25 protein-coding genes are annotated in these 26068 nt (G+C 46.7%); 10 read left to right on the forward strand and 15 right to left on the reverse strand.

Annotation, left to right across the window (positions count from 1 at the left end):
* Nucleotides 1-170 precede the first annotated feature (170 nt).
* Nucleotides 171-1361 (reverse strand): IS110 family transposase, encoded by a 1191-nt coding sequence (locus KQH97_RS03245; RefSeq protein ID WP_038670590.1) that lies wholly within the window; start codon nucleotides 1359-1361, stop codon nucleotides 171-173.
* A gap of 358 nt (nucleotides 1362-1719) precedes the next feature.
* On the opposite strand from KQH97_RS03245, the gene KQH97_RS03250 reads away from it, so the two are divergent.
* The 10 genes from KQH97_RS03250 (at nucleotide 1720) to hemL (ending at nucleotide 11311) form a co-directional block, all read left to right on the forward strand.
* Entirely contained in the window at nucleotides 1720-2775 is a 1056-nt protein-coding gene (locus KQH97_RS03250) for a YafY family protein (protein ID WP_216552696.1), read from the forward strand.
* An 11-nt stretch (nucleotides 2776-2786) separates the two neighbouring features.
* On the forward strand, nucleotides 2787-3356 hold the full coding sequence (locus KQH97_RS03255) for a restriction endonuclease subunit S (RefSeq protein WP_216552698.1): 570 nt from the start codon (nucleotides 2787-2789) through the stop codon (nucleotides 3354-3356).
* 132 nt (nucleotides 3357-3488) lie between these two features.
* Nucleotides 3489-4409, forward strand: a complete 921-nt coding sequence (locus tag KQH97_RS03260) for a LysR family transcriptional regulator (protein WP_022287091.1) — start codon at nucleotides 3489-3491, stop codon at nucleotides 4407-4409.
* A gap of 63 nt (nucleotides 4410-4472) precedes the next feature.
* Complete coding sequence (locus KQH97_RS03265; RefSeq protein WP_216552700.1) at nucleotides 4473-5024, forward strand: DUF3877 family protein; 552 nt, start codon at nucleotides 4473-4475, stop codon at nucleotides 5022-5024.
* Nucleotides 5021-6133: a glutamyl-tRNA reductase gene (gene hemA, locus KQH97_RS03270; protein ID WP_216552702.1), complete on the forward strand. Its 1113-nt coding sequence runs from the start codon at nucleotides 5021-5023 to the stop codon at nucleotides 6131-6133. The genes KQH97_RS03265 and hemA overlap by 4 nt, the downstream gene beginning before the upstream one ends.
* 2 nt (nucleotides 6134-6135) lie before the next feature.
* Nucleotides 6136-6756 carry a bifunctional precorrin-2 dehydrogenase/sirohydrochlorin ferrochelatase gene (locus KQH97_RS03275; RefSeq protein ID WP_216552704.1) on the forward strand — a complete coding sequence of 207 codons (621 nt, stop codon included), beginning with the start codon at nucleotides 6136-6138 and terminating at the stop codon, nucleotides 6754-6756.
* Nucleotides 6753-7613, forward strand: coding sequence for a hydroxymethylbilane synthase (gene hemC / locus KQH97_RS03280; RefSeq protein ID WP_216552706.1), 861 nt, complete (start codon nucleotides 6753-6755; stop codon nucleotides 7611-7613). The genes KQH97_RS03275 and hemC overlap by 4 nt, the downstream gene beginning before the upstream one ends.
* A complete protein-coding gene (cobA, locus tag KQH97_RS03285; protein WP_216552708.1) occupies nucleotides 7610-9070 on the forward strand; it encodes a uroporphyrinogen-III C-methyltransferase in 1461 nt (486 codons plus the stop codon). Before hemC ends, cobA begins: the two co-directional genes overlap by 4 nt.
* A gap of 13 nt (nucleotides 9071-9083) precedes the next feature.
* Nucleotides 9084-10052 (forward strand): porphobilinogen synthase, encoded by a 969-nt coding sequence (gene hemB, locus KQH97_RS03290; RefSeq protein ID WP_216552710.1) that lies wholly within the window; start codon nucleotides 9084-9086, stop codon nucleotides 10050-10052.
* Nucleotides 10052-11311, forward strand: coding sequence for a glutamate-1-semialdehyde 2,1-aminomutase (hemL, locus tag KQH97_RS03295; RefSeq protein ID WP_216552712.1), 1260 nt, complete (start codon nucleotides 10052-10054; stop codon nucleotides 11309-11311). Before hemB ends, hemL begins: the two co-directional genes overlap by 1 nt.
* A gap of 298 nt (nucleotides 11312-11609) precedes the next feature.
* Here the strand turns inward: hemL and hypE are convergent, their stop codons facing one another.
* The 14 genes from hypE to KQH97_RS03365 form a co-directional block, all read right to left on the reverse strand.
* On the reverse strand, nucleotides 11610-12617 hold the full coding sequence (gene hypE / locus KQH97_RS03300; protein WP_117863068.1) for a hydrogenase expression/formation protein HypE: 1008 nt from the start codon (nucleotides 12615-12617) through the stop codon (nucleotides 11610-11612).
* A 28-nt stretch (nucleotides 12618-12645) separates the two neighbouring features.
* Nucleotides 12646-13698 carry a hydrogenase formation protein HypD gene (gene hypD, locus KQH97_RS03305; RefSeq protein ID WP_216552714.1) on the reverse strand — a complete coding sequence of 351 codons (1053 nt, stop codon included), beginning with the start codon at nucleotides 13696-13698 and terminating at the stop codon, nucleotides 12646-12648.
* Nucleotides 13695-13904, reverse strand: coding sequence for a HypC/HybG/HupF family hydrogenase formation chaperone (locus tag KQH97_RS03310; protein WP_022287101.1), 210 nt, complete (start codon nucleotides 13902-13904; stop codon nucleotides 13695-13697). The genes hypD and KQH97_RS03310 overlap by 4 nt, the downstream gene beginning before the upstream one ends.
* Before the next feature lie 295 nt (nucleotides 13905-14199).
* Nucleotides 14200-16479, reverse strand: coding sequence for a carbamoyltransferase HypF (gene hypF / locus KQH97_RS03315; RefSeq protein WP_216552716.1), 2280 nt, complete (start codon nucleotides 16477-16479; stop codon nucleotides 14200-14202).
* Nucleotides 16479-16880, reverse strand: coding sequence for a hypothetical protein (locus KQH97_RS03320; RefSeq protein ID WP_118164219.1), 402 nt, complete (start codon nucleotides 16878-16880; stop codon nucleotides 16479-16481). Before KQH97_RS03320 ends, hypF begins: the two co-directional genes overlap by 1 nt.
* Nucleotides 16877-17944, reverse strand: a complete 1068-nt coding sequence (locus tag KQH97_RS03325; RefSeq protein WP_216552718.1) for a nitrogenase component 1 — start codon at nucleotides 17942-17944, stop codon at nucleotides 16877-16879. Before KQH97_RS03325 ends, KQH97_RS03320 begins: the two co-directional genes overlap by 4 nt.
* A complete protein-coding gene (locus KQH97_RS03330) occupies nucleotides 17941-19242 on the reverse strand; it encodes a nitrogenase component 1 (RefSeq protein WP_216552720.1) in 1302 nt (433 codons plus the stop codon). Before KQH97_RS03330 ends, KQH97_RS03325 begins: the two co-directional genes overlap by 4 nt.
* Nucleotides 19235-19996 carry an AAA family ATPase gene (locus KQH97_RS03335; protein WP_117863063.1) on the reverse strand — a complete coding sequence of 254 codons (762 nt, stop codon included), beginning with the start codon at nucleotides 19994-19996 and terminating at the stop codon, nucleotides 19235-19237. Before KQH97_RS03335 ends, KQH97_RS03330 begins: the two co-directional genes overlap by 8 nt.
* 33 nt (nucleotides 19997-20029) lie before the next feature.
* Nucleotides 20030-21148, reverse strand: coding sequence for a nitrogenase component 1 (locus KQH97_RS03340; protein WP_216552722.1), 1119 nt, complete (start codon nucleotides 21146-21148; stop codon nucleotides 20030-20032).
* Nucleotides 21145-22437 (reverse strand): nitrogenase component 1, encoded by a 1293-nt coding sequence (locus tag KQH97_RS03345; RefSeq protein WP_216552724.1) that lies wholly within the window; start codon nucleotides 22435-22437, stop codon nucleotides 21145-21147. Before KQH97_RS03345 ends, KQH97_RS03340 begins: the two co-directional genes overlap by 4 nt.
* The gene (locus KQH97_RS03350; protein ID WP_216552726.1) at nucleotides 22434-23198 is read right to left on the reverse strand and encodes a nitrogenase iron protein NifH; all 765 of its coding nucleotides are present in this window, start codon (nucleotides 23196-23198) and stop codon (nucleotides 22434-22436) included. Before KQH97_RS03350 ends, KQH97_RS03345 begins: the two co-directional genes overlap by 4 nt.
* Nucleotides 23198-24238, reverse strand: a complete 1041-nt coding sequence (gene hydE, locus KQH97_RS03355) for a [FeFe] hydrogenase H-cluster radical SAM maturase HydE (protein WP_216552728.1) — start codon at nucleotides 24236-24238, stop codon at nucleotides 23198-23200. Before hydE ends, KQH97_RS03350 begins: the two co-directional genes overlap by 1 nt.
* Nucleotides 24216-25439: a [FeFe] hydrogenase H-cluster maturation GTPase HydF gene (gene hydF / locus KQH97_RS03360; protein WP_216552730.1), complete on the reverse strand. Its 1224-nt coding sequence runs from the start codon at nucleotides 25437-25439 to the stop codon at nucleotides 24216-24218. The genes hydE and hydF overlap by 23 nt, the downstream gene beginning before the upstream one ends.
* Nucleotides 25440-25604: 165 nt before the next feature.
* A complete protein-coding gene (locus tag KQH97_RS03365) occupies nucleotides 25605-25850 on the reverse strand; it encodes a TM1266 family iron-only hydrogenase system putative regulator (protein ID WP_022287112.1) in 246 nt (81 codons plus the stop codon).
* Between the last annotated feature and the right edge of the window lie 218 nt (nucleotides 25851-26068).

A 26068-nucleotide genomic window follows, 5' to 3' on the forward strand; every position in this document is an offset into this window, starting at 1 on the left:
ACTCATGGTGGGTGGTATGATAAGAGCAACACAAAAAGAAACCTGCTAAGAAAAATCAATAGGCAAAATGAACAAAGTTGAGAAAAGAAGCAAAGGAAAAAACGATATAGCAAAGCTGACGTTTGAAGGAAGTATTCAAACGCCCGATGAGTATGTACCTGAGACTACAATCAATGTTCGGAGTAAAACTCCATAACCTTGCCGTAGTAAACTCGAAGGAATTTGTTAAGCCCCGCAATCATTGCTTCTTTGCCGCATTTCCCTTCGCTGCGTTTCTTCTGAATAAAGTCATAGACAGCATTGTCGGCAGGTTTGTGTTTGATTAAGGATTGCATGATCTCGTAGCCTGTTTTTCGCAGATAACTGTTTCCACGCTTGGATATATGACGCTCAGAAGCGTGGAATGCACCCGACTGATAAGGCGGAGCGTCAATGCCTGCATAGGCAATGAGAGAGTGCTTGTTTTTGAATCTGCGTACATCGCCAATTTCAGCAATGATACGTGGAGCAAGTGTATCTCCGATACAATCCATTTCCTTGACAACAGAATATTCAGGCAAGGTGTTGCAAAGATCCTGCATTTGTGCTAAAATGGTATTGCGTGATTCCTCTATTGAGTGGATCAGCTTGACGGCTTCACTAACGGCAATTTTGACGGATTGGGAGTTAGGAAGCGTAGGGATACCGTTTTGAGCAAGGGCAAGGATTTCCGCTGCCTTACGCTCGTTTAAGCGGTATCCCTTTTTCTTTGCCCATTTGCAGTAATCAGATGTAAATTTCATTTCTCCCATATCGAGAATATTCTGAAAATGAATATATCGACTGACAAACTCGGTCAGCTTGTGATTTTCACCTTGATTTGAAAGAACATCATTGATTTTGGGCATAACTTGGTCAAGAAGATTGGAGAAGTTCACCTTTGATTTAACAAGCATACCTGTAACCTGATAATACTGACGTGCAAGAAATTTAAGTTCATCGTATATAACGTTAGAGGGATAAGCCTTAACAAGCTCGTTCCAGTATGTAATACCGAAAGATGCGATTTTAATCGAATCAATTTTATCGGTTTTTGCTCGTCTTATGCTTTGCGAGCAGAACTTCTTCATACGCAAGGCATTTACACAGCATACAAAAATGTTGTGAGAAGATAAATAGGTCGCAACAGGAAGATGATAGTGACCTGTATCTTCCATAACAACACGGGTTTCTTCATCGAATGATTTGATGAGAGAAATAAGAGAATCCAGTTCATCGGCAGTATGACCAATGTCAAAGGGTGATTCAAGTATTTCGCCGCAAGGTTTCATAATGCAAACAGTACTTTTTCCTTTTGATACATCAATTCCTACACTAATCATGATAAATCCTTCTTTCTGATATTTTGTAATGTTTCCGCTCAGGAGCTTATTAAAATTCATTTTGGTTAGTGATGCGAACGCTGCTGTAAACACAGCAGGTACAACCTGCTTAATCGAATTTTATAACAAGAAGGCGGCTGACACTTTCTATTACGAACGCTTAGTTCTAAGGGGGTGACCGTCAGTCCATTACCTTCTTATTATATCAAAATAAGCATAGCCTGTCACCACTGTAGTCAGCAGTTTGGACTATGCTAATATCATACCAAAGGGGTATAGGAGTTAAAAGGATACAATTGACAAAATAAAGCAAAAGTGATATATTGAAAGAAAGATATCACAGAACAGGAGGGCAAAAATGTCATATACAAAAACAGATATGCTTTCGCACAAGATCATTGAGATACTCAAAGAACACAGTGATGAAAAGCACCCCCTTACTCAGCAGCAGATCTGCGGTTATCTTGAGGAAAAGCTTGGCATAAAGCCTAACCGCAAGACGGTGGCTCAGCATTTGAAGAGCATAATAGGCGATGAGAGCTGCAATGTTTTCATCGCAGACAATGACAACGATGATGATGATAAAAGCGATAAAAAATACATCACAGATATTTACTACGCCTCTGACATCACCGCTGAGGAATATGAGTTTCTGGCAGACAGCATCATATACTCACCAATGCTCCCTGCGGACTATGTGAGGGATCTGATAAAAAAGATAAACATCTTATCTACGGGTAACACAAAGAGCAAGGAAGCCAATCTCAGAGAGACCTTTCACTATGGCAACAAGAGCATTTTTTTGGTGATAGAAAATATCAAAGAGGCTATGAACACCAACAGGAAGCTTGATGTTACCATAAGCGATTATGACAAGAACGGCAAGCTTCTTACTAAGAGCGACCCACAGAGCGGTATAAAGCTTCAACGTGTTATGCTCAGCCCTTATGGCATCGTTATGGCAGACGGCTTTTACTATCTCCTTGCAAGTGATGTTCGTTACGATGATCTTCGTCATTTCAGGATAGACAAGATCCTAAAGGCGAGTATCTGCGAAGAGGACGGCTCTATGAGAGATGTAAAGACGCTTAGCAATGTTCCGAGGGATCTAAAGCCTGTGCAATACAAAAATCTTAACAGGTATATGCTTGACGGGACTGTGGAGCGTGTACATATCAACATAAAAAAGAAAGACATAAGTCTTGTGCTTGATACATTCGGGAATGAGTTCACCTGCAATAAGGTCATAGGTAATAATGATATCTATGACGTGACGTTCAGGGCAAATATCCAGACGGCTGTACGCTGGGCGATAGCTAACAGAAAAGCTGTGAAGCTGACCTCGCCAAAGAGGGCTGTGGATATTGTAAAAGAAGAGATCTCGGCATTGTCTGAGATGTATGGAAATCAATAGAGGTGACTAAAATGAATGTAAATACAGTTAATTTCGGAGATATCATAAAGGAGATAAGTCATGGACTTATGGCGGAGAGCTACATTTCGGACAATGAGTTTACTAAGCCATGCGAATATCTAAGGCTTGTGGACATTGACGACGGCGTTATTGCAGAAAACTGCATTGAGATAGTTTATGACAGCAATCGTTTTGAGAAATATGCCATAAAGGACGGAGATGTGATACTGTCCACCACGGACAAGAATTTCAAGGTGGTATGTGCAGGCGATATGGGGGACAGAAAGCTTCTTGTTTCACCAACGCTTATAAGGATAGGACTTGACAAGGAGAAGGCTGACCCTTACTATATTGCGGCTTATCTTTCATCGGCAGAGGGAAAGGCTATGCTTGACGGCTGTCGCAGCGGAAAGGTACTAAGGGTATTGCACACAAAGGGGTTAAAGGAGTGTGAGATACCTTTGCCGACTATGGAGGAGCAGAGAGAGATCGGCGAAAAATACCGACATCGTCTTCATGAGATAAGACGGCTGAAAGATGAGATAGAGGGGCTTTATGAGGATATTGAGATGATGAGATAGAAAATTGATCCGCATTGCGTACAAAAAAAGTGCCGCTGTGCGGATCTTTTATATTGTTTGGGAGCGTTCTTCCACTTGAAAATTTCATAAATACGCTATATAATAAGGATATATCTGAAAAGGGGTGGGGATATGACCTTACAGCAGCTTAAATATGTGGTGGCTACGGCGGAGAAAGGTACTGTCAGCGAGGCGGCACAGTCGCTTTTTATTTCTCAGCCTAGTCTTACTAACGCTATCCGTGAGCTTGAAAAGGAAATGAATATCACTATATTCATACGAACAAACAAGGGCATAACGGTATCAAAAGAGGGTGAAGTCTTTTTGGGCTATGCAAGGCAGGTGCTTGAACAAGCGAGCCTTCTTGAAGAAAAATACTGCGGAAAGCAACACGGCAAAAGGCAGTTTTGCATATCCACTCAGCATTACTCCTTTGCGGTGAACGCTTTTGTTGACCTTATAAAAGAGTTTGGCGGAGATGAATATGATTTCAGTATTCGTGAGACGCAGACCCACGAGATAATCGAGGACGTGGCGAGAATGAAAAGCGAGCTTGGCATACTCTATCTCAACGATTTCAACGAGCCTGTGCTTTCAAAGGAGATAAAGTCCAAAGAGCTTAAATTCACGGAGCTATTTTCTGCAAAGCCACACGTTTTTGTAGGCTCTGCAAATCCTCTTGCGCAGAAAAAGTCTGTGACCCTTGACGACCTGCTCCCCTACCCTTATTTGTCCTTTGAGCAGGGGGAATACAACTCTTTCTACTACTCGGAGGAGATACTAAGCACCATAAAGCGGCCAAAGAATATCCGCGTCCGTGACCGTGCGACCCTTTTCAATCTTCTTATTGGTCTTAACGGCTACACCATTTGCAGCGGTGTTATTGACGAAAAGCTCAACGGCAGTGATATCGTGGCTGTTCCCCTTGAAGCGGAGGGGTCGATGCGCATTGGCATAGTTACTCACAAAAAGGTACTTTCTAATCCACTGACGGAATTTTATATCAATGCACTGAAAAAATATATAGGCGAGGAAACAAGGTTGACAACATGAAAAATATGTGATATTATAAAAGCATACAAAGCCTATAGGAATTATGTATAAAGGAGAATTTTCATGACAGAGCTTATAAAGCTTGAACAGAATATAACTGATACTATAAAAGAGTCGCAGATAAAGCTTGGGTTTACCCCTAATGCGGTGACGCTTTTTTATCCTCTTGACTCCCTCAACGCCATAACAGGGGGCGAGCTTACGGCTGAGAAAATGATAAAAGCCATAGACGAATACAAAAGCGAGATACTTTCATGCAAGGCTTCGCTTGCTCAGGACGGCAGGATAGCTGTTACGGTATCAGAGGAGAGCGTGAGGGCTATCCACGAAAAGGTGGAGGCAAGCCCGTTCCTTGTGGAGTTTATCGGAGCGGTAAAAGAGGGGTGTTCTCTTGAAAGAGCGGCTGAGATATTCAGAAAGTACAATAAGAACGCCGTTATAACTGCTGCACCTGACGATGAATTTGACCTGCTTGCATACTTCCCAGACGGAGAGCCTGACGGCTGTAGATACTGTTTGCAGAACGATCTGGGCGGCATAACATATCACAGATTCACCAAGCTTGACTATGACGCACTTTATCCCGAAAAGTCAGGAGATAACACAGAAAAATGAAAAATTTCACCTGCATAAGCATAAATCACAAGCTTTGCGGACAAGCCTTTCGCAGCCTTTTCACATTTGACAGCGCTCAGTGTGAAAAGCTGCTTTTTGACGTAAAGGACCTTTCACCTGTGCTTATATGCACCTGCAACAGAACGGAGCTTTACTTCTGTGGAACACCTGAGGAGGGAATAAGGCTTCTTTGCGAACAAAGCGGAGTGGAGATCGCAAAGCTCAAACGCAAGGTCATGATATTCACAGACAAGACGGCGGTAAAAAGGCTTTACAGCGTATCATGCGGCATAGAGTCGGTGGTCATAGGTGAGGACGAGATACTTGGACAGGTTCGCCGTGCATATGATCTTTCAAGGGAGCGCATTGGGCTTTCCTCTGAGGTGAACATGATATTTCAAGGGGCTATCGCTTGTGCGAAGAAAATAAAGACGGAGACGGAGCTTTCAAAGACTTCTGTTTCCACGGCCACTCTTGCGGCTAAGGAAGCGGCACATTATAAGGATAATGTCAGGGTGATGCTTCTTGGAGCGAGCGGTGAGATAGGCTCGCTGGTCTTGAAAAATCTTCTTTCATACAAGAACGTAACTGTGCTTGCGACGGCACGTTCCCACAGAAATGCACTGGAATATAGTTCAGACGACCCAAAGCTTGAGATTATACCATACGAAAAGAGATATGAGCGCATTGGCGAATGTGACTGCATAATTTCGGCGACTTCAAGCCCCCACTACACTGTTACGGCGGATATGCTCAGTGATAATGAAAACAAGCTTTTTATAGACCTTGCAGTGCCGAGAGATATTGACCCTGCCGTAGAAAAGCTTGCAGGGGCTAGGCTTATAGACATGGACTTTTTCACGGAGCTTGCCAAAGAAAACAATCTCAAAAAACTTGACAGCGTGGAGAGGTCGAAGCTTATCATTGACGAGGAAACTGACGAGCTTGAAAAGCAGCTTATGTTCCATGATTTTCTTCCGCAGTTTGAGAGCCTTGACAGAAGACTTTGCGAAGTTTCGGCGAAAGAGCTGTTTTTCAGACTAAAGTCGGAGCTTGATTCACAGACTTTCGGCAAGGTGATAGAAGTAATAAAAGAATACGGAGAATGACGATGCCATACTTTCCTTTTTTTGCGAATATTGAGAATATGCAATGCCTTGTAGTGGGTGGCGGACAGGTAGCTTTGAGAAAGCTCGAAAAGCTTCTTGATTTTTCGCCTATAATAAAGGTGGTGGCATCAAAAGCCTGCGGTGAGATAAGAGAACTTGCAGACAGGGGCATGATAATACTTTTTGAGCGTGCTTTTAAGGACAGCGACATAGACGGCAGTACATTTGTGATAACTGCCACAGGGGACAGCGGTGTAAACAGGCACATTTCTCAGCTTTGCAGGCAAAGGCACATTCCATGCAACGCAGTTGATGACCCTGAGAGCTGTACGTTCTTCTTCCCTGCCATTGTTACAGAGGGGGACGTGTGCATTGGCATTTCAACAGGCGGAAAAAGCCCTACCCTTGCTTCTCACCTGAGAAAGACGATCCAATCGCAGACAGAGGGCAGGCTTGGGGATATATGCAATGTCATGGGAAAAGTCCGTGACTATGCCCTTGAAAATATATCCACGGAGCAGGCTAGGAAAAAGGCTATGGCAGAGGTTCTGAAAAAGTGCCTTGAAAGTGACGTGCTTCCAACAGAGGAACAGCTTATAGAGATGATAAAGGAGCGAAAATGAAACTGAGAGCAGGCACAAGAAAAAGTCCACTTGCAATGGCGCAGACTTATATGGTACTTGACATGATAAAGGCGGCTTTTCCTGAGTGTGATACCGAGATAGTCACCTTCACCACAAAGGGCGACAGACAGCTTGACAGACCTCTTGACAAGATAGGCGGCAAGGGTGTGTTCGTCACGGAGATAGAACAGGCTTTGCAAAGCGGAGAGATAGACTTTGCGGTACACAGTGCAAAGGACTTGCCTGTTATGCTGGGCGAGGGGCTGGAGATATCGGGAGTTTGCCCTCGTGGGAACTATCGTGATATGCTTGTGACCAAAAAAGGCGTTGCATTTAACGATTCTGACGTTTTCACTGTTGGCACAGGAAGTCAGCGTAGACGCGGGGGCTTTGCAAGGCTTTATCCTAACGCAAAGTTTGCTGATATAAGAGGCAATGTTGGTACACGCCTTAAAAAGCTTTCTGATGGGCTTTATGACGGCATAATACTTTGTGTGGCAGGAACGGAGCGTTTGGGACTTTCCCTTTCGGAATACGAGGTAAAAGAGTTTGAACCTTGGGAGCTTTTGCCTGCACCTTGTCAGGCTATAATTGCAGTGGAATGTGCGAAGGATAGCAAGGCGGCTGAGATAATTTCGCAGGTATCACACAAGGAAACTATGCTCAGGTTTGAAACCGAGCGTGAGGTGATAAAACTTCTGGGTGCGGACTGCACTGTGCCTGTGGGGGCATACAGCGAGATAAATGGGGAAAAAATATCTCTCACTGTTTCAGACAGCAGGGGGCATTTTGCTCAGGGCGAAAAAGAGATAGAAAAAAGATTTGAACTTGTTAAGGAGCTGACTGATAAGCTATGAGCGGCAGAGTTATAATAGCAGGAGCAGGCTGTGGAGATTATGACCTTATCACAATGAGAGGTTATGAGGCTCTGAAAAGCTGTGACGTGGTGATATATGACAGCCTTATAGACAGCCGTTTGCTTGACTTTTGCAAGGACGGCGCGGAGAAAATATGCGTTGGAAAGCGTGCAGGCAGACACAGCTCCACGCAGGAGGAGATAAACACGCTTCTTGTGGAAAAAGCCGCAGAGGGCGGTGTTGTTCTCAGGCTAAAAGGCGGCGACCCTTTTGTGTTCGGCAGAGGGGGCGAGGAAATAACTGCACTCAAAGCCGCAGGCATACCATTCAGCCTTATACCGGGGGTGACTTCCTCGGTGGCAGTGCCTGAGCTTGCAGGTATACCGGTGAGTCACAGGGGGCTTTCAAGGAGCTTTCATGTTATAACAGGTCACACTGCGAACGACCTGCTCCCTGAGCATTTTGAAAGCTATGCAAAATGCGGTGGAACGCTTATTTTTCTTATGGGGCTTAAAAATCTCCCTGAGATAGCAGGCAGGCTCATTGAAAACGGCATGGGCGAAAATACTCCTGCGGCGGTGATATCAAAGGGGGCTACCCCTGAGCAGAGGGCTGTAAAGGGCTGTCTTGGCGACATTGCTGAAAAGGTGAAGAGAGAGGATCTGCCTGCGCCTGCTGTGATAATAGTTGGAGAAACCGCCGGGCTTGATCTTTCGCCTACCTACCTGCCTCCATTGTATGGAGTTTCTGTAGCTGTCACTGCAACAAAGGGGCTTTCAAGGAGGCTCATAAAGTCGCTCAATGCACTTGGGGCGTATGCTCACCGCTGTGGCGGATTTGAGCTTAGGGAGCTGCACGATGAGGTCACGGAAAAAGCTTTTTCACGGCTTTCAGAGGGCTTTTACAGCCATGTTGCTCTTACAAGTCCAAATGGTGCGGAGATATTTTTGAAAAGGCTTAGAGAAAGCCGTATTGACATAAGAAAGCTAAGGGGAGTGAAGATAGCTGTCATAGGCAAAGGCACTGGGGCGAAGCTTGAAAAGGCTGGGCTTTATGCGGACATAATGCCTGAAAAATTCAACAGCGTGGCTCTTGGAAATATGCTCTCAGACACTCTTACTTGTGAGGACAGGCTTCTTATAGTACGCTCCTCGGAGGGGTCAGCGGAGCTTGTTAAGCCATTGGCTGAAAAAGGGCTGAACTTTGATGATGTTCATATTTACGAGCCTGTTTACAGCACAGGCGAGAAGATAGATGATGACTACGCTGTGTTTGCTAGCGCAGGCGGAGTGAGGAGCTTTTTCCGTGGCGGAGGAAGCTTATCAGAGAATACAAAGTGTATCTCCATAGGCGAAGTGACGGCGGCAGAGCTTGAAAAATACGGTATAAGTGACCCTCTGCTTCCAATGGAAAGCACGGCGGAGGGAATAATACAAAAGATACTTTCAGATAAGTGAGAGGAAGATAAAAATGCGAAGATTCAGAAGATTAAGGGCAAACCCAGCAATGAGAAGAATGGTTTGCGAAACAAGATTAAATGCGGCAGACTTTATCTACCCGATTTTTGTGGCAGAGGGCAATAACATCATGAAGCCTGTTGACTCTATGCCAACAGTTTATCAGTATTCTATCGACGATCTGGAGCAGATACTGCCGCAGATAGCAGACAGCGGGATATCGGGCTTGCTTATTTTCGGCATACCGGAGAAAAAGGACGAGCTTGCAACGGAGGCTTACAATGACAAGGGCGTTACACAGCAGGCAATAAGATACATCAAGGAACACTATCCTGATATGCTCGTTATTGCAGACGTTTGTCTTTGCGAATACACCAGCCATGGACACTGCGGAGTTGTAAAGGGCGACAAGATACTCAATGACAGCACTTTGCCGCTTCTGTGCAAAATGGCGGTGAGCCTTGCAAAAGCCGGCGCGGACATTATCGCACCCTCCGACATGATGGACGGCAGAGTTGCGGCAATAAGGGCGGCGCTTGACGAGAATGCTCTTACTGATATTCCTATAATGTCATACAGTGCAAAATTTGCTTCGGGATATTATTCTCCGTTCCGTGACGCCGCTGAGTCTGCGCCATGCTTTGGCGACAGAAAGTCATATCAGATGGATCCTTGCAACGGACGTGAGGCTCTCCGTGAGATAGAGGACGATATTGAGGAGGGGGCTGACATGGTAATGGTGAAGCCTGCGCTTTGTTATCTTGATATCCTCAGAGCCGCCAGGGACAGATATGATCTGCCGATTGCGGCATACAACGTAAGCGGTGAGTTCTCTATGGTAAAAGCGGCGGCACAGCTTGGCTGGATAGACGAGAAGCGTATCGTTCTTGAAAATCTCACTGCTATAAAGCGTGCAGGTGCGGACATTATCATAACATACCATGCTCTTGACGCCGCAAAATGGATAAAGGAGGACAAGTAATGAACACTTCAAGGTCTGAACAGCTTTACAAAACTGCCTGCGGTTTTATGCCCGGTGGAGTGAACAGCCCTGTTAGAGCCTGCAAGGCGGTTGGCACTGTTCCGCTTTTTATCGACCATGCGAAAGGGTCAAGGATATGGGACGAGGACGGAAACGAGTTTATCGACTATGTATGCTCATGGGGGCCGAACATTCTTGGTCACTGCTGTGAGCCTGTGATAAATGCTGTGAAAGCCGCCTGCGACAAGGGGCTTACCTTCGGTGCTTGCCACAAGGGCGAGATAACCTTGGCTGAGCTTATAAAAAAGCACTTTCCGTCTATGGAGATGCTCAGGCTCGTAAACTCAGGCACGGAAGCTGTCATGAGTGCAATAAGAGCCGCAAGAGGTTTCACAGGCAGGGACAAGATAATAAAATTCGAGGGCTGTTACCATGGTCACTCGGACGGATTGCTTGTAAAGGCAGGCTCTGGACTTATGACGCAGGCTATCCCATCGGGTGCAGGAGTGACAGAGGGCTGCACAAAGGACACGCTTCTTGCAAAATACAATGACACCGAGTCTGTGGAAAAGCTTTTTGAGGAATACGGCAGCGAGATAGCCGCACTTATCGTTGAACCATGCGCCGCGAACATGGGCGTTGTTCCGCCTGAAAAGGGCTTTCTTGAATTTCTCAGGGAGATAACGAAAAAGCACGGAACTGTGCTTATATTTGACGAAGTTATAACGGGCTTCAGGCTTTCAGAGGGGGGAGCTTCAAAATATTTCGGAGTTACCCCTGACATGACCACCCTTGGCAAGATAGTGGGTGGCGGAATGCCCCTTGCCTGCTATGGGGGAAAGCTTGAGATAATGCAGTGCGTTGCACCACTAGGCTCTGTTTATCAGGCAGGAACGCTGTCGGGAAACCCATGCGCAGTGGCGGCAGGAATAGAAACTATCAGGCAGATAGAAAGCATACCAAACTTCTATGAGGAGCTTGACAGAAAGTCGTCTATGATAGAGAATGCCATAAGGGAAAAGGGTCTGAACGTGAATCGCTGTGGTTCGCTTATGACGGTATTTTTCAATGACGAGAGAGTGAAAAGCTATGATGAGGCAAGGGCTTGCGACACGGAAAGCTACGGCAGATACTACCGCCATATGCTTCAAAGCGGCATTTACACTGCACCGTCGCAATTCGAGGCGATGTTCGTTTCCTATGCTCACAGTGACGAGGATATAGCAAAGACTATTGAGGCGATAGGGTCTTACAGATAAAAAACGGAACTGTTCAAATCATGCTGAACAGTTCCGCTTTTTTATATTCCATATATGTAGGGGCGAACAGTGTTCGCCCGTTTTGTTTGCCTGACAAACTCATGATATCCACGCAATTTTTGGCTCAATATTCCCAAATGCGGCTTTCAACATAAGTTTGCGAGAAAATCAGGCGGGCGAACACTGTTCGCCCCTACGATGTAACAGTGCAGAAATTCATGGAAAACAGACAAACGCTAAACGGGACGTCGTATTTCTGCAAAGCAGAAATTGCGCTGCTCCCATACATTATTTGATATCAGCAAATTCTAGGGAGAAGCTCTCCGCCCGGCTGTGGAAGAAGGGTCTGTGAGCCTATCTCTGTTTTCATTACAACTCTGCCTGCGTTATCCTCTGTGACCTCGCCTATGACAGCGGCGTTCTCTGAGTTTTTGCATTTTCTCAGGGCTGAAACGATGTCCTCCGCTTTGTCCTTTGGTGCGAATATAACAAGTCTGCCCTCGCAGGCAAGATACAATGGTTCTAAGCCCAGCATACCGCACACGCCTTTCACCTCGTCCGCAACAGGTATTTTCGCTGCATCTAAGGTTATTCCCACACCGCTTTGACCTGCTATCTCGTAAAGAACAGTGCCTACACCGCCTCTTGTTGCGTCACGGATAACGTGGATATCGTTTGTAACGTCGAACATTGCTTTTACGTTTGCCCAGAGGGGTGCACAATCGCTTGTTACGTCTGCCTCTATGCCGAACTCGTCACGAGCTAAAAGTATGGTACAGCCGTGTCTGCCGATATCACCTGACACTATAACAGCGTCGCCTGCTTTGGCAAGCTTGCCTGAGGTGTTGGCGTTGTCCATTATCCTGCCTATGCCCGTGGTGGTGATAAAAACTCCGTCTACCTGACCTTTTCCTGCCACCTTTGTGTCACCTGCACATATCTCGACACCTGCTTCCTTGGCGGTCTTTGCCATGGCGGCGGCTATCTCCTCAAGCTTATCCATTGGAAAGCCCTCCTCGATAACGAAAGCACATGAGAGATACAAAGGCTTTGCGCCCATGCAGGAAAGGTCGTTCACAGTGCCGCAAATACTTAGCTTGCCGATATTTCCTCCTGCGAACTCATAAGGAGAAACTATAAAGCCGTCTGTGGTGAATGCTATCTTGCCCTTTTCCATGGAAAGCACGGCAGCATCGTCTGCGGTCAGGTCAGGGTTAGCGAAATGCTCCTTGAACACACGGTCGATAAGCTCGGAAGTCTGCTTTCCTCCTGCACCGTGGGCAAGGGTAACAAATTTATCTGTCATAATTATTCCTCTTTTCGGATAGTTTATTTTACAAATTGCCATACTGATAATATGCCGAGCAAGCGCCCTCATTTGACACCATGCACGCACCTATAGGGTGCAGCGGTGTACAGACCTTGCCGAAAACTTTACAGTCTGAGGGCTTGCACTTGCCCTGCAAAACATCTCCACAGCGGCAGGCTGGGTTTGGCTTGCCTGTTATTTTCGGCAGGGCGAATTTCTTTCGTGCGTCAAAGTCAGCATATTCGTCACGGAGTATCATGCCTGACATTGGGATAATACCAAGTCCACGCCACTCGCTGTCGCAGGGGGTCATGACCTTTTCCATAAGCTTTATGGCGGCAGGATTGCCCTCGGGCTTTACTACTCTAGGATAGCAGTTTCTGAAAAACGGCTCGCCACGCTGAGAAAGCTCTATGGTAACAGCAAGAGCCGTGAGAAGCTCCGCCGCCGTGAAGCCCGTAACAACGCCTGAAACGCCCTTTTTCACAAGCTCCTCGCACACGGCTGTGCCTGTGATAGCGTTGACATGACCGGGGTACAAAAATGCGTCTGCACTTCCCTCCAAAGCCTTATAGGCGTTTGGCATGGTCTTGTTTGCACCAAGAATAGAAAAGTTTTCAAGCCCCAGCTTTTTCGCTTTTTCTACTGCAAGACAGGCTGAGGGGGTGGTAGTTTCAAAGCCAACGGCGAGAAATACCACCTGCTCATCTCTATGGCTTTCGGCATATGAAACTGCATCAAGGGGCGAATAGACTGTCTTTATCACAGCACCCTTTGACCTTGCTCCTGCAAGGCTCATTTCTGTACCGGGTACTCTTATAAGGTCGCCGAAAGTGCATATCACCGCACCTTTTTCAAGGGCGAGCATACAAGCCTCGTCGATAAAGCCAATAGGGGTAACGCACACAGGACAGCCAGGACCTGAGATAAGCTCAACGCTCTCAGGAAGGAGCTTTCTTATGCCAAGCCTGAAAATCTCGTGGGTGTGAGTACCGCAGACCTCCATTATGCGAAGCTTTTTGCCGTCATCACGTTTGTAGGAGCTTATTATCTCCTTTGCATTTTCTATAGTGTTCATTGGATACTCTCCATTATCTCGTCAGTTTCTTCGCTATCGTCAGAGGTTATCTTTGCGATAGCCACCCCTGCGTGTACCATGACATAATCCCCTACCTCGAGATCGTCGATAAGGTCAGCAGATACCTCTCTTTTTGCACCGCTTGCGTCAATAACAGCAGTGCCCTCGTTTACACTTACTACCTTTGCAGATAAACCTACACACATATCAATACCTCCAAAAAAATTTAATCTATATCACAAAATCAGAAATGAGATACACAGGCGACCCAAGGTCGCCCCAGCTTATTGAAAAAGTTCGACAAAAGCGGGACGTCGAGGGCGCCGTCCCCTACAATTGGCGTAAATACGCTGTTTATATGTAGGGGCGAACAGCGTTCGCCTGTTATTTTGGTATTTTTCAACAGTCTCAGGCGACCAAAGGTCGCCCCTACAGAATAAGAAAATCATCGCCGCAGGCGATACCTTAATTCCTCATTCCTCACTCCTCATTCCTCACTCCTCATTCCTCATTCAGATAAAACGCTTGTCCCAACGCTATACCACCGTCATTGGCAGGCACAAGGCTGTGGATAAGCACTCTAAGCCCCATTTTTTCAAGGCGGCACTTCACCATTTTAAGCAGAAGCTTGTTCTGAAAAACTCCCCCGCTCAAGGCACAGACCTTTACGCCTGTTCTCTCGCTTATGGTCCTGCACGCCTGCACCGTCATATCCGCAAGAAGTGAGTGGAACTCATAGGCAAGGCGGTTTTTGTCCTCACCATTTTGCATACCCTGGCAAAGACGCTTGATAAGAGCCTGAGTGCAGAGCATTATCCTGCCCTCTTTTTCGGCAGTGAGCTTTTCCATAGGCTCGTAAATACCGAAAGGCTCACGGCTGAATTTTTCTGCCGCAAACTGCAACGCCATGGAAGCTTCGCCCTCAAAGGTAGAAGAACGCCTTATGCCAAGCACCGCAGACGCGGCGTCAAAAAGCCGTCCTGCGCTTGTGGAGCTTACTGCGTTTACTTTTTTCTCTGCCATTACGGACAGAAGCTTGTACTCTTTCGCTGTACAAATACCAAGCTTTTCACAGATCTCTCCGCCCCTTTCCCCATAGGCTGAGCCTGCTATCGTTGCGGCAATACGCCAGCCCTCTTTAGAGGAAAGGTCGCCGCCCACCTGCATGAAGGGCTTTATGCTTCCCATACGCTCAAAGCCGGTGCGGTCGCAGAGAAGTATCTCTCCTCCCCATATGGTGCCGTCTGTGCCAAAGCCTGTGCCGTCATATGATACGCCTATGACCTTTTCGCTATAGTCGTTTTCTGCCATGCAGGATAGGATATGAGCATAATGGTGCTGGATTTTTTTCAGAGGCAGGTCAAGCCCCTCGGCAAATGCAACTGTATTGTATTTGGGGTGCATATCGCAGACTACGTTTTGCGGTGTTGCTTCCAGAAGTTCGCACATACGCTTCACGGACTCCTCAAGCGCCTTTACAGTGCGGATATCAGCCATATCCCCCACATAGGAAGAGAGATAATAAAGGCTTTCCTTTCTGATACAGAACGTATTTTTAAGCTCACCGCCTATGGCAAGGGTCTGACCTTTATCACTGCATGATGTCATAACAGGCAATGGTGCATATCCTCTTGAACGCCTTATTATGTAAGGCTTGCCCTCAAATGTATCCATGACAGTATCGTCTGAGCGTATCAAGATACGTCTGTTGTGGGATAATATCAGGTCGCAGAAGCCTGCTATTTCGCTGAGTGCGTCCTCGTCGCTTCGACAGATAGGTGCGCCACGGACGTTTCCGCTGGTCATAACAAGGCTGTCGGTCATTTCCACGCCGTCATCGTAATTAAAAAGAAGCAGGTGCAAAGGGGCATAAGGGAGCATTACTCCCACTGTAGGATTATCGGGTGCAACGCTTTCGCAAAGGCTTCCGCTAGTTTTTTTATCAAGAAGCACGATAGGCTTTTGCCAGCCTGTGAGAAGCTTTTCCTGCGCTTCGCCAAAATCGCATTCACGCCTTGCGGCAGAAATATCCTTCAGCATAACGGCAAGTGGTTTTGCAGGGCGGTTTTTAAGCTTTCTGAGCCTTTTCACTGCGCTCTCGTTTTTTGCGTCACAGCAAAGGTGAAAACCGCCTATGCCTTTGACAGCGATTATCTTCCCTGCCATGACGGCTTCTCTTGCGGCTGTGATAGCCTCAGCACCTTTCTTTTCACTGCCTATGATATAGACCTCAGGGCCGCACTCATTACAGCACACAGGCTGGGCGTCATAACGCCTTGTGGCAGGGTCGGTGTACTCCTCCTCGCAGTCTTTGCACATTGGAAAGTCAGCCATTGTGGTGCGAACTCTGTCATAGGGCATAGAGTCCATAATAGTGAGCCGTGGGCCGCACTGAGTACAGTTTATAAAAGGGTGGTGGTATCTTCTGTTTGTTTTGTCGAAAAGCTCTTCCTTGCATTTTTCGCACACAGCGATGTCAGGGGATACGAAAATATCCCCTTTTTCCTTTTCGCTGTCGATTATCTCAAAGCTGTCAAAAGGCGGTTCGTCGGCATGGGCGGAAATTATCTCCATTATCACCGAACGCTCAGGGGGACGGCTTTCAAGGGCTTTTTTCAGCTCGTCCACAGCCTTTTCACTGCCCTGTGCGTGTATCTCAACATAAGAGCCTTTGTTTGCCACAGTGCCGCAAAGTCCAAGGTCTGACGCTTCACGGCTAACAAAAGGTCGGAAGCCCACGCCCTGAACGATACCATAAACACGAATCATCTCAGTTTTCATCAGATAAGCTCCCTGACGGTATCCTTTATCTCGTCCTCTGCTTCACTGCTGAGAACGTCTATAAGCACGTCCTCAAACTCCTCACCGTCCTGACCCTCATCTATGGCAGCATTTCTGAGCCTGCCTAACATTCTCACAGTATGCACTGTAGGTCTGCGACGAACGGAGTCCATGAGAATGTCCTCGTAACCTCTGCCGTAAAACTGCTCCATATATCTCACCACGGCACTTGTCATGCTGATATCAGCCATGGGGTGTCTTTCGAGAAATCTAAGCAAAGGCAAAACTGCGTTTATGCCCTCGCCGCTTTCGTCAAGCTCCTCCATGCAGTTTTCAGCTTCATATTCAAACTCCTCTGAGCCGAGATATTCTTCAAGACGTTCTATAATTTCTTCTGTCATATCTTTTCACTCTCTCCCTGCAAAAGTCTGCCTGAAAGTCCGAAATGCGGAAAGTCTATAAACTCGCCGCTGAAATTTTTCGTAACACGTCTGAGGGTCTTGTCTGCGATAACAACGTCATAGTTATCACCAACATTGTCGCAAAGGTCGCTTTCGTCTGCAAGGAAAAAATCACTCTGCTGTGAAAGCTCCTTTTTCTGCATAAAAAACGTTGCCGATGTGCAATGACACTTGCCGCTTTTTTCTGTGATAAGCTTTCTCACAGCGTCAGCCGCTGTTTGGTTATGTATCACAAGAACTTTTTTATCCGCAAAGTTATCAGCTTTTTGCACTATCTCCTCAGGCAGACAGCTTCGTGGATATTCTATCTCATAAGGCGTGCCGAACTTTTCTTTGAGATACTCCGCCGCCTTTATTGCCGCCGCTGAACAGACTATGTTCATCTCTGCCGCAGCCGCATTTTTCACATCATCAAGGGTGCTTCCCATGCCGTAGCATATAACATTCTCCCAACCCCTTGCCTTATATTCCGCAACTATCCTCTCGGAGCTTATGATACTAAGCTCCAAAGGCGTTGCACCTATAATGCCAAGCCTGCCTTTCTGAACAGGCTTGCTCTCAGTGGCAAAGGTCTTGAAAAGCTCTATCCACACCGGCTCTGAACCACTGTCATAATAGTTCGTGCCTGTACACTCGGCTGTTATGCAAGGAAGTCCTGTTTTCTTCTCTGCCATTCGTTTCAACGCTCTCATATCTGTTGCGATGACAGCAGGCACAGGTGTGCCTATTATGGCGGTGAAGGCTGGTCTTATCTGCTCACAGGCTTTGGAGAGCTTTTCGATGAGCCTGTCGTCACGTCCTAAAATTGCGTCCATATCACGAAGCCCCGCGCTGAAAACTGCGCTCTTTTTGGTAAACCACCTTGGCTCGTCAAAGCCACAGACGTTGCCTGCACAGCCGCCTGCGTCACATATTACCATTAGTCCTTCAAGCTCGTAAAGCACTGCCGACGCACCTGATTGGTCAGGGGCAAAGGGTGACAAAAGCTTCAAAAGATTTTTCATTTATCCTCCGCTCCTTTCCTGTCAAGTGCCTTTTCAAGGTCGCAAAACAGCTTTTTCACTCCTGCATAGCCGAAAGGCTGTATCTCGTCATTGAAGTCCGCTCCTGCTATGTCAGGGTGGTAATAGGCACAGTCCTTGCCGATATAAACGTTCACACTCTCATCAGGCTCATAAAAGAGCATTGTTGGTGAGAGGTTTGAATATATCTTCGTTTCAGGGGAAAGCTGTGCTATCTTTTTCACAAAGCCGAAATTTCGCTCCCCCACAGTGCCAAATATCTCCGCCACCTGAAAGCCGTATCTTATAAGAGCCAATGCCATTTCTATAGGGTCGCAGTTTGAAAACTCACCCACTGCAAAGCACAGCCCTTTATGCTTTTCTCTGAAATCATCTATAAGAGCCATGGTCTGCTCATAATACTCTTTATCGCAAAGCTCCGCTCCTATGGCCTGACCCAGCAGACGATACTGCGTAGATATCTTGTCAGCCTGAAAAACTCTCGCAAGCTCTATAAAAGGTATGTTAAGCTCCTGCTCCATTTGCTGGGCGGCATATCTTGCTTCCGCATTGAGTACAAGAGAAAAATTTGCCTGCGACATTTTTTCATATTCCTCGAAGGTATCGCACCTTGAAAGCTCCCTTATGGTCTTTACGCCTGCACTTTTGAGCAGGCTGTAAAGCTCGCAATCCTCCTGCAAGGGTGAGAAATAACCGAGGATATTCACCTCGTCAGACTTTCTCTCGCGAGGTTTCAAAAGGGAATACACCGATTTTCGCACTGAAGCCATAGGGGGCAGACGCTTTTCCCTTGTAAGGGCATACATATAGCATGGCACAACAGGCACGCCTGCTCGGTCGCTGGATTTTCTGCACACTCTGTCCATATCAGTGCCGAGGAGAGCGTCAACGCAGGTTATACATATCATCACCGCTGAGGGAGTGTAATCAAGGCTTTGACATACCTCCTCCACGGCTTTTGGTATCTTTGTGAGGTGTCTGCCTGTGACGATATCGGTATCGTCAAGAAGCAGGTAGAAAAATCTGTCGCCATAGCCGCTTTCCGCACTGAGCATAGTGGTGTTTCGTCCACAGCAGGCAGGAGCCACAAGAAGCATAACCGAATTTGGCACTGCAAGTCCTGCTCTTTTTACACCAAAGCCCTGCGCTCCCGGTGAATTGAACGCCAATGTTGCAGGGGAGCTGTAGATAAGGTGCTTTGCCGAAAGAAGCTCGTCAGGGATATTATCTTTTCCCCTTTGGGCAAGCTCCACCGCCGTTATGTAAAACGCTTTAGTCATCGTTGTCCTCCTGCATAAGGGTCTGGGCAAGCTTCAAAAAGCATTTTGCCGCCTGACAATCAGGCTCGCCCTCTATGACGGTCATGCCCTTATCCTCACATCTGATGATATCGTCGCTTCTTGGTATATCCGCAACGATATCAAGCCCTGCGCTTTCTGCAAAGGCTCTGACCTTTTCTTCCTCGCCCTCAACGTTTCGCCTGTTCATGACGATACCACGGACTTTTGCATAGCTTCTGTCGGCAAAGTTTTTCACCGCACTGTTTATATTATTTGCGGCATACAATGCCATTTTCTCGCCTGAGGTGACGATAAGCACCTTTGAGGCGTAGCCCTCTCTGATAGGTGCGGCGAAACCTCCGCACACAACGTCTCCGAGAACGTCATAGAGCACAACGTCAGGCTTATATTTTTCAAATAGTTTCAAGTCCTCAAGCAGGCTGAACGTGGTGATTATACCTCTGCCTGCACAGCCAAGCCCGGGGGTAGGGCCACCTGTTTCGATACAAAGCACTCCGCCATAGCCCTCTTTTGATATCTCCTCTATGCTCTCAGGCTCATCGTCATGTTCTCTGAGATAATTCATCACAGGCATAACAGGCTCGCCGCCCAAAAGATTTATGGTGGAATCAGCCTTAGGGTCACAGCCAATTTGTATAACTCTTTTTCCAAGACTTGCGAATGCGGCGGCAAGATTTCCCGTAACAGTGGATTTTCCTATTCCGCCCTTTCCGTAAACGGCTATTTTTATCATAAAAGTATCCGTGCGAAAGCACGTTCCTCCTTTTTATAGGTTAAGTATTTTGCTTACATCTTTATCTATCAGATCGGGGATATCTTTAAGAAAACATCTTCCCGAAAAAGCAACGTGTGGCAGTGAAATAAAGCTTGCCCCTTTGCATATAGGTCTGAAAAGCGGGTCTGCTATGACGGTCTTATGCTGTGAAAAAAGCTTTTCAAGCTCTGCTTCTTCCTCGCAGAAAATGTCCGTCCCTGACAGCACATCACTGTTTCTTACGCCAACTGTCGCCACAGTTTTTGCGCCAAGTTCAGCCCCAAGGGAAGAAGCAAAAACGCTTTCCCCTGCAACTATCATATGAGCATTCTCTACAGCTTTTTCACCGCAGGAATTTATACAAACGCCCTCTGACACTGCTCTTTTCAGGTCAGCGGAAAGCTTTTTGGAAAAGCTTTTTCCCACAGGCACGCCCACAACATATGGCACTCCATAGGTATCAAAAAGATACTTTGCCGCAGCTATCCCGTCTGAGGATATAACAAGGCTTACAGCCGCCTGTGGTGCGGTAGAGATCTCATCAAGACTGCTGTCCATAGCAAAACAGCTTTGCACTGAAAAGCTGTTATCCAAAAGCCACTTTTTTATAGAGCTTACGCTTGTGTTCACTGAAAAGTCAAGAGGCGTTGCACCAATAATATTCACTGAATTTGCCTTCTTTTCTTTTCCCTCACGGCAGAAAAGCTTTGCGATATTAAGGAAAGCTCCCTCTGCTCCTTGAAGATAGGAATGAGTGCCGTTGGTATCAACGAAAAATGTGGTCAGACCCGTTTGACTCTCTATCTCCTCAGCGGCTGAACTGTAGTCAAAGCCTGTCATTGCAGGCATTGGCGAACCGCAAATGGCTATGAATTTAGGTGAAAGCTCACCTGCCGCTTTTGCCACATCACGAATGAACTTGCCGTCATTGCCCATAACGGCGTCCGCTTCTGTTAGTGCAGAAATATATATCATGCTTTTGCGGTCATACCAGCGTGGCTCGTCATGGGTGGCGTAGGTGGAGTTACAGCCCGAAGCGTCATGGACGACGGTCATTCCACCAAGCTCATAAAGCGCCGAGCATACTCCCGAAGTATCCGCCGCATATATGGATATCACTTTTGCATTCATAGACAGCTTTCACACCCCCAGCCCTTGTGTTGTATCACCTTACGTCTGTCCTTTTTGTTTACTGCTCCCTCAGCTATAAGCTCTGCAAGCCTTTTTATGCCCTCGAAGCCGTATCCCCCGCCCCCTGCGACTATATCAACAAAGTTATCGGTCTGGCAGAAAAAAGCCGCTTTCTGACCTACCGCAAGATATTTTTCTTCGCAATGTGAAAACTCCATTTTCACATTCACAGTAGGGAGAATTTCAAGGTCGTGGCAATGGGCTTTCAGCCACTGAAAGTCTGCCCTTTCCTCCTCTGAAAAGCTGTCGGCGTAGCAACGCTTCACATTGAAGCCTTTCTCTGCAAGAAGTCTGCAAAAGCCAAGGGGTCTTGGCAGAGCAGTATAATCCACGGCTATAGGCATATTTTCCACTATCTCAAGGGCATTTGCAAGAGCCTTGTCGGCGGCTTCTCTGTCAGCAGAAAAGTCAGGCATTTTCACACCAAGCTGGGTGCAAAGCCTGCTGTAATTTTTCTCTATCTCATCATAGCCATAGCACAAGGGCAGATACAAATGCTTTGTGCCAAGTCGCTTTTCAAGTTCCTCTCCTGACGGCTTTGCCGTGGGGATATAGGTGATATTCAAAGAGCTTTCCGCCATGGAGAGATACTCCTCATAGGTCCTGCACTTTGTTATGTCAAGAAGCTCAAAGCCTGCTGAGTTTATTATTTTTACAAGCTCGGAGGCTTCGTCCGTGGCTCTGTCACAGCCTATTATAGCCGCCGTTTTAGGCTTCTTTTCGCACTTTTCAAGCGGCTCGTAAAGCTGTTTTCTCATAAGGCTGTCAGGAGAGATAGACTTTCTCATGGTTGGCGTCATGTAGCAATCTATAAAATGCACCTGCGGAAACAATGCCGAAAGCTCGTCTATTATCATTTTGAAGTCACAGCCTGCAAAAAGGTGGACGCAGCTTAAAAAAAGCAAAACGCATTTTGGCTTTTCCTCAAGCCTGTTTATTATATCCCTCACTCCGTCTATAACGTCCTGCTCCATAGTGCCGTCATACAGATCCTGCTCAGAAACAGTCACCCATGACATTCTATCCATGGCGTTCATTTCTGCCGCCGTGAGGATAACGCCCCTTAAACAGCCCTGTGCACAGACAAATATCTGCCGTGACTCAGGGATAAGCATACCAGTATGGACGATATTCCACACACCTCTTGTGGGAGGATTGTATTCAAGTCCGCTTTGAAATGGTGCAGGAAAATCAGCCTTCGTTATATTTATGCCGCTCTCTTTTATCATTTTTCTTCTCCCATACCGCAAAGCTCGGCTATCTTATCCGCAAGGGTTTTATACTGCTCTGCCACAGTGCTGTCAGGAAAAGCTTCCATGACAGTTTTACGCATATCCTCAGCTTCGCTCACAAGGTCGCTTCGGTCTATCTCTGCTATCACAGAGCTGTGAAAATCAGCCGCAAGCTCTGCCGCTTTCTCCTCCTCGTTTTTTACGTTGCGTTTATTGAGGATAAAACCGCCAAGTGAAGCATATCCACGGCTTTTGAAATTTTCCACCGCCATTGCGATGTTTGCGGCGGCATATACAGACATACTCTCGCCTGATGTGATGATAAACACCTTATCGGCATAGCCCTTTCGCATTGGCATTGAAAAACCTCCGCACACCACGTCGCCGAGGACGTCATAGATAACAACGTCAGGCTGATATTTTTCATATGCGCCCTTTTTTTCAAGCTCCTCCAAAGCGGCGATTATACCTCTGCCTGCACAGCCAAGCCCCGGGACCGGACCTCCTGCTTCAACGCACACAACACCGTTATAGCCTACCCTTACCATATCTTCAAGGTCAAAGCTTTCGCCTTTTCGCACAAGGTCAAGAACGGTGGGTATCCTCTCTCCCCCATGGAGAAATATGGTGGAGTCAGCCTTTGGGTCACAGCCTATCTGCATGACCTTCAGCCCTTTTTGTGCAAGTGCAACACTGACGTTTGATGCCGCCGTTGACTTTCCTATTCCGCCTTTTCCGTAAAAAGCAAGCTTTATCATTATCTGTGATCTCCTCTTGATATCTTTATTTTATAGTCTATGGACTCCATTCGTCTTTCAAGGCAAGCCCTGCACTGTGCAGACTCGTCACCTGTGCATATCTTGTTGTCATAGAGCATATATTTTTTTCTCACTGCCACAGGGGACAAATTCGGCATTATAACGTTCGCACCTGACAGCACCCCTTGTTCTCTCCCTTTGGGGTCAATAGTACCAAGGGCTGTGGTGGCAGGCAAAAGAACGTCGGGGAGCATTATCCTGCAAATGCTTAACAGAAAGAGAGTAAGCTCATATGAGCCTTGCGGACAGCTTCTGAAAGGCGTGTCCTTATGTGGGAGAAAAGGTCCAATGCCTATCATTTCAGGCTTAAAACCGCACATAAACTCCATATCCTCAGCAAGGCACTCCGCCGTCTGATACGGCGAGCCTATCATCATTCCACAGCCTGTCTGATAGCCTATCTCTTTAAGATCTGAAAGACACTCCATTCGGTTTTTCCAAGACATTTCGGCTGGGTGGAGCTTTTTGTAATGCTCCTCGTCGGCGGTTTCGTGCCTGAGAAGATATCTGTCTGCACCTGCATTGAAAAAGGCTTCATAGTCCTCACGGCTTTTCTCACCTAGGGACAATGTCACCGCACAATCGGGGTGGCGTTTTTTTATCTCTCTGACGATACCACAAAGCATTTCTCTGTCATAGAAAGCGTCCTCACCGCTTTGAAGCACAAAGGTACGGAAGCCATAGCCGTAGCCCTCGTCACAGCACTGCAAGATCTCCTCGGCGGTGAGCCTGTATCTGCTGACGTTGCCGTTTGAACGCCTTATGCCACAGTAAAGACAATCATTTTTGCAGATGTTTGAAAACTCCACTATGCCCCTTATGTAGATATCCCTGCCGAACATTTCCTGCGAAATGCCCCTTGCAAGCTCTGCGGCATAGGCTCTGTCGCTCTCGTCATATTCTTTTATAAGCTTCACCCATTCATCGTGGGAAAGCTTTTTCTCGCAGTTTAGTTTATCAATAAGTTCTCTGACCGCCATTGTGATCTTCAAGCTCCTTTACAAGATGTGGAAACACTTCTATGCTACGTTTGAGAATACCTTTCATATAGGCAATTGCAATGCCGTAATTTGTGAACGGCACGCCTGCGTCACAAGCACATTTCATTCTGTAGGTAAGCTCTTTTGAGCCGAGCATACAGCCGCCACAGTGTATGCAAAGCGCAAAGTCTGAAAGCTCCTCCGGAAAGCCATGACCTGAGGACAATGTTATATCAAGTTTCTTGCCTGTGTATTCTTTCAGCCAGTTCGGAAGCTTCACAGAGCCTATATCACCGCACTGTCTGTGATGTGTACAGCCCTCTGAGATAAGCACCTTGTCACCGTCTTTAAGATCGTCGATAGCTTTCACGCCCTTTACAGCGGCGTCAAGAAAGCCCTTATATCTAGCCATAAGGATAGAAAACGAGGTGAGAGGGATATCCCCGGGAGTATCCTTTGAAACTCTTGCGAAAGCCTGACTATCCGTTATAACAAGTGCAGGCTTCTCTATCCTGCCAAGCACTCCTGAAAGCTCGGTCTCTCTTACCACCACTGCACAGGCGTTTGCTTCAAGAACATCTCTTATTGCCTGCTGTTGTGGCAGGATAAGCCTGCCCTTTGGTGCGGCGCTGTCGATAGGGGTGACAAGCACCACCATATCGTCAGGCTTTATAAGGTCACCCACAAGCTTCATTGTCATGGTGTCTGTTTCAGTGAGCTTTGCAACGGCGTTTTTAAGCTCCTCTATGCCTGTTTTCTCTTTTGCACTGACGTACACTGCGCCCTCATCTTTTGGGATATCAGTGAGCAGGTCGGCTTTGTTTTTGGCTATAATAAAGGGTATGTTTTTCTCTTTGAATATTGAGATAAGCTGTTTTTCGCAGTCGCCAAGGGGCAAGGTGCAATCGGTAACAAGAACGGCGCAATCTGTTCTGTTTAGAATCTGCTTAGTTTTCTTCACACGAAGCTCTCCAAGCTCGCCCTCGTCGTCAAAGCCGGGGGTATCTATTATCACAACAGGGCCGAGGGGCAAAAGCTCCATTGCCTTTGTAACAGGGTCGGTGGTAGTGCCTTTCGTATCGGATACCACTGCAAGATCCTGATTTGTTACTGCATTCACAACGCTTGATTTTCCTGCGTTTCGTCTGCCGAAAAATCCTATATGTATACGTTCTCCGCTTGGTGCGTCATTAAGTCCCATTGCAAAAGCTCCTCTCAAAAAAATAAGCCATACCCCTATGGATACAGCTTTTCTATAGCAAAACAAGACCACACGATAGTGCAGTTTTCTGCTTGATGTGTATTCTTTCGCCTTAAAGGAGAAAACTCGTTTTCGGCGTCAGGGTCACAAATATTTATTAGATTTTTACTGTGGCGAATAAAGTGTCTTGGCGGTCACGCCCTCAAGCCTGCCTATCTTGCCTGCAAGAGAATTTATAACGTCCTGCGGAGCGTCAACTGCCACACTTATTATGTTCATGCCACGCTCTCGGTATGGCAGACCCATTCGTCCTATTATATACTCGGCATGCTCATGAAGAATTGCGTTTATCTCCTGCGCAGAGCCGTTATCGTGTGCGATTATTGCAAGTATTGCCACACGGGTATCCATAAAACACCCCCGTAATGTAAAAGTGTACTTTGTCTTACTTTATGATAGCACGATTTGTTGGCGTTGTCAATTGGAAGTTATCTATTTGAATAAATTTTTTGTAGTGCTACAATAGATATTGGACAAAAGTTCAGAAAAAAGAAAAGAGAGATAGGCAAAAATCTGATAGAATAAAGTCACCACAACAAAATTCAAAAGAAAAGGAGCCTACCTCTCAT

Origin of the sequence: Ruminococcus sp. MSJ-25 (assembly GCF_018917825.1) — a bacterium.
Taxonomy (GTDB): domain Bacteria; phylum Bacillota; class Clostridia; order Oscillospirales; family Ruminococcaceae; genus Hominimerdicola; species Hominimerdicola aceti.